Source organism: Mesotoga sp. UBA5557 (genome assembly GCF_002425715.1).
Taxonomy (GTDB): Bacteria; Thermotogota; Thermotogae; order Petrotogales; family Kosmotogaceae; genus Mesotoga.
The window spans coordinates 1-6,427 of the sequence record NZ_DIMV01000009.1 but is presented as its reverse complement, the minus strand read 5'-3'; the positions used below and the strand labels follow the sequence as shown (position 1 = coordinate 6,427).

Annotated in this window: 6 protein-coding genes; all 6 read right to left on the bottom strand. The window is 46.6% G+C overall.

The genetic code is table 11. The features are described 5' to 3' along the window. Positions 1–248 precede the first annotated feature (248 nt). The 6 genes from pth to B3157_RS00765 all read right to left on the bottom strand — a co-directional run bounded on the left by pth (position 249) and on the right by B3157_RS00765 (position 6,295). Positions 249–818: an aminoacyl-tRNA hydrolase gene (gene pth, locus B3157_RS00790; RefSeq protein ID WP_214060576.1), complete on the bottom strand. Its 570-nt coding sequence runs from the start codon at positions 816–818 to the stop codon at positions 249–251. Between the two features lie 3 nt (positions 819–821). After that, positions 822–1,466, bottom strand: coding sequence for a 50S ribosomal protein L25 (locus tag B3157_RS00785; protein ID WP_292588085.1), 645 nt, complete (start codon positions 1,464–1,466; stop codon positions 822–824). A 13-nt stretch (positions 1,467–1,479) separates the two neighbouring features. Further along, entirely contained in the window at positions 1,480–2,427 is a 948-nt protein-coding gene (locus B3157_RS00780) for a ribose-phosphate diphosphokinase (RefSeq protein WP_214060578.1), read from the bottom strand. Further along, positions 2,427–3,776 (bottom strand): bifunctional UDP-N-acetylglucosamine diphosphorylase/glucosamine-1-phosphate N-acetyltransferase GlmU, encoded by a 1,350-nt coding sequence (gene glmU / locus B3157_RS00775; RefSeq protein WP_214060579.1) that lies wholly within the window; start codon positions 3,774–3,776, stop codon positions 2,427–2,429. Before glmU ends, B3157_RS00780 begins: the two co-directional genes overlap by 1 nt. 116 nt (positions 3,777–3,892) lie before the next feature. After that, complete coding sequence (locus B3157_RS00770; RefSeq protein ID WP_214060580.1) at positions 3,893–5,020, bottom strand: aldo/keto reductase; 1,128 nt, start codon at positions 5,018–5,020, stop codon at positions 3,893–3,895. Positions 5,021–5,107: 87 nt separating this feature from the next. Next, a complete protein-coding gene (locus B3157_RS00765; RefSeq protein WP_292588080.1) occupies positions 5,108–6,295 on the bottom strand; it encodes a DUF438 domain-containing protein in 1,188 nt (395 codons plus the stop codon). Between the last annotated feature and the right edge of the window lie 132 nt (positions 6,296–6,427).

The following is a 6,427-nucleotide window of genomic DNA, read 5'->3' as shown; positions in this document are numbered from 1 at the left end:
ACGGATCCTCGCTCTTGGACGGCTTACGGAGGACGTTTCCTCAAGGCGTTCAGCGGTTCATACGGAACCGGTCAGTGTCTATTCTCGCAAGAGCCTACTCCCCGATGCCCAAGCGGGGACTAAAGATCAAGAACGTAGAGGTGACTAAATCGAGTCAATTTGGTAATGATGACTGATTCTGGAACTAAGGAATAAGATAATCGAACTCAAGAAAAGATGATGTGGGTTATGATGTGTCTGCTAATGTGTCAAGTAGCTTCCAGGCCATTGTAGTACGACATTGCTTTTCGTATGTCGCCGGCGATCAAGTCTTTTGCAGCAGAAACCGCAAGATCTACAGCCTTGCTTGCTTTGGCGTACTCTTCATCGCTGAATTTCCCGAGAACGTAGTCGACCATGTCTCCATGTTCCGGAAGCGGCCCAACACCGATTCTGATTCTCGGGAATTCCTTTGTCCCAATTTCCGAAATGACGGACTTCACGCCGTTGTGGCCGCCATCTGAGCCGTTCTCTCTAATTCTTATTCTTCCAAGAGGAATCCACACATCGTCATACACAAGAGTCAACGTGTCGCCTTCGCTGAAGTTGATATCCTTCATGAGTAATCTTACAGCGACACCGCTTAGGTTCATGAAGGTGAGAGGTTTCGCTACATATACCTTCGTCTGCCCCTCAAGAAGATAAGCATCGTAGAGTCTCTTCTGAATAGTCTTTCTAAGCCCTTGTTTGATCATTTGATCAACGAATAGAAAACCCACGTTATGTCTCGTGAGCGCATAACGTGGGCCAGGATTTCCCAGTCCAACAAAGAGAAACACTCTTTATTCCTCTTCTCCCTCTTCTTTCTTTCCCTTGTTGATTACTTCGGGCTCAACGTCTTCCTCAAGCTCTTCTGCTTCCTCTTCTTCAACTTCCTTTGCAACTCTTGGAAGCGCTATCAGCATAATTGCGTCTTCGTCGTCAAGCAAGGGCTTTATTCCCTCAGGGATGTCCAGATCCTTTACTCTTAGAACATGACCAACGTCTAATGAACTCACATCAACGACAATCTCTTCCACGATATCTTTCGGAAGAACGGAAACCGGAAGCTCGTTGACGATATGATCAACTATTCCTCCCTTTTCTACTCCCATCGGTGTGCCTACCAACCTGATCGGAATACGGAGCTCCATCTTATGACCACTGGAAGGAACAAAGAAGTCGAGATGAATAACCGAGTCAGTAACCTTGTCTCTCTGCACTCCCTTCAGGAAGGCATGGTATTCCTTTCCATCCAGAGTAAGAACGATCGAAGATGTCTCCGCTACTCTTTTCATGATTCTCAAAACCTCAACCTTATCCAGGCTAATGGAAATAGTCTCCATTTCTGCCCCGTAAATCACTCCAGGAATCTTGCCCTCAATAAGCAGGGTCTTTGCTTTCACTTCACCGTTGCGGGGTTCAGCAACGAGATTAATTTCGTGCATTTGTTTCCCTCCTCTATCTGAACAAAATACTCACCGACAGATTCTTTCTGACTCGGGTCAACGCTTCTGCCAGAAGCGGTGCAATCGACAGCATCAATATGTTTTCGGGAAGATCGTCGTGGAATATCGTATCTGTGATGAAGACCTTCTCGATCTCCGAGTCTGCAATTATGTTCTTCGCATCGCCGGAGAAGACCCCGTGAGTCGCACAAGCATATATCTTGCCCGCACCGTTGGATTTTAGCATCTTGGCTGCCTCTACCAGTGAACGACCGGTGTCAATTATATCATCAAAGATTATTGCTGTCTTTCCCTCGACATCGCCGATTATGTGAACCATTTCGGCCTCATTGTCCCTCGGTCTTCTCTTGTCGAGAATCGCCATAGGAACGCCAAGTTTCGCAGCGAACTTGCTGGCACGTTTGACTCCGCCGATATCAGGCGAGATCACTGCCATTTCGTCTCTATTAAACGCACCTTCACTGAAGAACTTCAGAAATGCAGGAAATGACCAGAGATTGTCCACGGGAATATCAAAAAAACCCTGTATCTGCTCTGCATGCAAGTCTATAGTTATCAGTCTTCCCGCCCCAGACGTTGTGAGAAGATTCGCGACAAGTTTTGCTGTTATCGGGTCTCGGCCTCTCGCCTTTCTGTCCTGTCGTGCGTAACCATAGTAAGGAATCACCGCGGCAATTGAATGGGCCGAAGCACGTCTAAAAGCATCGATCATAATAAGGAGTTCCATAAGGTTCTCGTTGGCCGGACTACTGGTTGACTGGATAATGAAGATGTCATGACCTCTAACCGTCTCATCGATCTTCAGATTAATCTCCCCGTCGGAGAACCTCTTTGTTCTGCAATCTCCAAGCCTGATTCCAAGGTGTTTCGCGATTTTTTCGGCTAGCGGAAGACTCGCAGAACCGGCGAAAACCTTCATCTCGTTCGTCTGGTACGGCATCAGTTTTTCTCCTCCTGCCCTCTATTTTTTGGATATCTTCCTTCTTTCACGACTTGTCTGGCTCTGCCGAACGCAAGCGAGTCAGGTGGAACATCTTCAGTAATAGCTGAGCCGGCAGCGGTTACAGAGCGTTCGCCTATCTTCACCGGGGCGACCAGAGATGTGTTGCTGCCTATGAAGGCGCCGTTACAAATCTCCGTCTTATGCTTGTTCTTTCCGTCATAGTTACAGGTGATCGTACCTGCGCCAATATTGACATTCTCTCCTACATTCGTATCACCTAGATAGGTCAAATGCTGGGCCTTCGACCCTTTCCCGAGAACCGTCTTCTTGAGCTCGACGTAATTACCTACATGAGCGTTGTTCATCACAACGGCTCCCGGCCTCAACCTTGAAAAGGGACCGACTCTCGCTCCAGAACGGATCTCTGCGGAGTCTACTTCGGAGCGAATTATCTCTACGTCGTCTTCAACGATCGCATTCTCAATTCTTGTCATCGGACCTATCAAGCAGTTATCGCCGATACGTGTCTTTCCGGTTATGAAGACCATAGGCTCGATTACCGAGTCAATACCGATTTCAACGTCCGGACCAATATAACACGTCTCCGGATCAACCATCGTCACTCCGTTTCTCATGTGTTCTTCGTTTATTCTTTTCTTAGCTATTCTGGTTATTTCGGCCAACTGAATTCTGTCGTTTACGCCAAGAACTTCATCGGTATCTTCTACAACGATAGTATCTGCCCTTTCAGCCATCGCCACCGTATCGGTAAGATAGTACTCCTTCTGATCGTTGTCGTTAGACAATCTTTTAACTGCATCTCTGAGAAAGCTTCCCTTAAACGCGTAAATTGCCGTGTTCACTTCATCTATCTTTCTCGTCTCTTGATCGGCGTCCCTGTGTTCAACTATTCTGATCTTGTCTCCGGTTTTCACGACTCTTCCATAGCCGGTGGGATCTGCAGGTTTCATAGTGAGAAAGACAACATCATAATCACCATTTCTTCTAGTCAAAATTAGCTTTTCCAGAGTGGAAACTCTCACCAAAGGTTCGTCTCCCGCCACAACGACGACCTCTTCGTCATCGAGGTATTCGGCCGCCGTCATAACCGCATGCCCGGTGCCGAGCTGAGGGATCTGCCTGACAGAGAGAACATCTTCATCGAGGACAGCTTCTACTCTATCCGCTTCAAAACCCGTTACGACAACTATCCTGTCTACACCTGCCCTTCTCAGGGAAGCGGCAACCCAATTGATCATAGGTCTATCGATGATCCTGTGAATAACTTTTGGAAGTCTTGACTTCATTCTCTTTCCCTGACCAGCAGCAAGTATTATTCCAGTCATAAACAACTACCTCCCCGAAAGGTTTCAATTGGATGTATGAATACGGCACAATTATATAGCACCCGTAAGGAAAATAGCAGCTCTATAAGAAACAGATGGCTTTTCTAACGGAAACTCTATTCGAAGAGCGCAGCAACTTCCTTGAGACTCTCGATTATCGGAATTCCCTGAGGACAGAGCTCTTCGCAACGTCCACACTCGATGCAGTTCGAGGCTCTACTCTCTTCCTTGATAAATCTCAAATAGGCATTCTTGTGGTCCTCGATGCTGTCAAACATGTATGCATCATTGAAGAACTCCAGACAACTTGGAATCGCCACACCGTTAGGGCATGGCATGCAATAATTGCAGCCGGTACAGTTCACTCTTATACTCTTTTTGTATTCTTCGCTGACCCTTTCGACGATAGCAAGTTCTGAAGCAGATAAGGAATCGGGAAGAGCCTCTCTGGCCGTTGCAATATTCTCCTTAACCTGATCCATGTTCGACATCCCGCTGAGCACAACACCGACGGCAGGATCATTCCAGACCCATCTAAGCGCCCAGGCGGCAGGCGATCTCTCAATCCCTGTAGACCGCCAAATTGAAAGGATATCCTCCCGTACATTTGATGCGAGCTTCCCTCCACGAAGAGGTTCCATAACAACGATTCCTATCCCCTTACCGGCCGCATATTTCAGGCCTTCAAAGCCCGCCTGATGCTCTGTATCCAGGAAGTTGTACTGAATCTGACAAAACTCCCAATCGTAGGAATCGATGATCTCCTTGAAAACATCTACAGTGTCGTGAAAAGAGAACCCGATATGTTTGATTCTTCCGCTGGAAAGGGCGGAATCCATGAAATCGAAGATATCGTGTTCCGTGAGATTCTTCCAGAATCTCTTGTTTAGGGAATGTATTAGGTAGAAGTCGATCACGTCAGTTCTCAAACGCTTCAACTGCTCATTGAGATAGTAGTCCATGTCTTCCCTGCTCTTGATCAACCAACTCGGAAGCTTGGTTGCAAGATGAACCTTCTCTCTGTAGCCATTTTGAAGAGCATGTCCGACAAAGGGTTCGCTCTGGCCATTATGATATCCCCAGGCGGTGTCGACATAGTCAACACCATTGTCGATAGCGAACCTAAGCATTCTCGTAGCTTCCTCAACATCTATAGACTGCTCGTCGAGCGTTGGGAGTCTCATACAACCGAATCCCAGGGCAGATACTTTCTCTCCCGTATTTCCAATCTCTCTGCGAATCATCGTATTACCTCCGAAAGAAAATTGAAGATTACTGTAGGTACACTCTATTCTACAATATCTGCGCCTGGTTTTCGAATTTCGCCTTTGCTAGTCCAGAGGATCGTAGATCCTCTTCTCGCCTTCAAGTGCCCTGATTTCAGATATCTCCTGAGTGACCTCGAGCGTACCCGCGTACTTCCCGTCGTTGTCTCTCAACGCAAAGTATCTTATATGAACCATTTTAGGTTCGAGGTTAAGCCAGAATTGAGCAACGTCTCTTGTTCCACTCTTGAAGTCAGAAAGAATCTTCTCAACAATATGGGCACTCTTCTGAGGATGGCAGTTCTGAACCTTTCTGCCGATTATCGCTCTCGTCCTTGTGAATATTCTTTCCTTTCCTTCGCTGAAATACCGAACTACATCGTTTTCGTCAACGTAAGTAATGTCGAATGGAAGGTTGTTAAGAAGCATCCTGAGCTGGTCGACTTTCAATAAACCGCTTCCCAGGTTCACAAGGCCTTCGACACTCTGCTCTTCAGGTTCGACCGCCGATGGAGCAAATGGCATTGGCTCGAAAGCGAAGTATCCAATCTCGTCGAACTGAGTTCTGACTTCCTCCCACTCTTTCTCGGAAAGCAGTTTGAGCGAAGAGGGGAAGAGTATCTTGTGTTCCTTATAGATGTGGTTTGAAAAGATCTCTGAAATACCTATTGCCAATTCGTTTGTATTGCTTTGCCCATCCTTCAGATTCCTGATTTCATTTCCTAATTTCCTCCTCAGTTCTCTCACTTCATCGTGTTCCTTCCACATTATCGCAGGTGGTTGAACGAGGCCGTGTCTTTCAAGATACGGGAAAAGGACATTCTCTTCTTTAGAGAAATACGATTCAACAAGTTCAAAGTAATCAATCAGCGAAGATAGTCGCTTCACCTCTTCTTCTCCATACTTCCCTCTGCCGATCTTGGACGCGACATCCCGCAGCGCCTTAGACTTGTTAAGAATGTCTCTATGCTCTTCTATCAGAATGTGAAGAGGATGCCAGGGCTCGACATTGATATCGTCTTCGTCCAATGCCTCCTTAAATACGTCGAGATGAACGTTGCACATAAGCTGTATACTTTCGGGCGGCATCCCCTCTTCTACGAGCTTCTGCTCTACCTGTGCGATTTCGACCGGGGTTAATTCCCTCACAACTTTCATGAAATCTCCCCTTATGCTCTCGATGTTATCCGGATTTTCGTGCAGTCTCTTTATCAATCCTTTCAGGAATTCTTCTTTGTTAAAGAGCTCGCTCACTTCTTCACCTCCATGTCTTATAAATAGATCGTATCCTCTGAAACGGATTTCATCAGTAACATATGTTACATACCACGATTACAAAGCTCCATGAAGAACCTCTCAAAAGACACTGCTGAAATTAGACGCAAG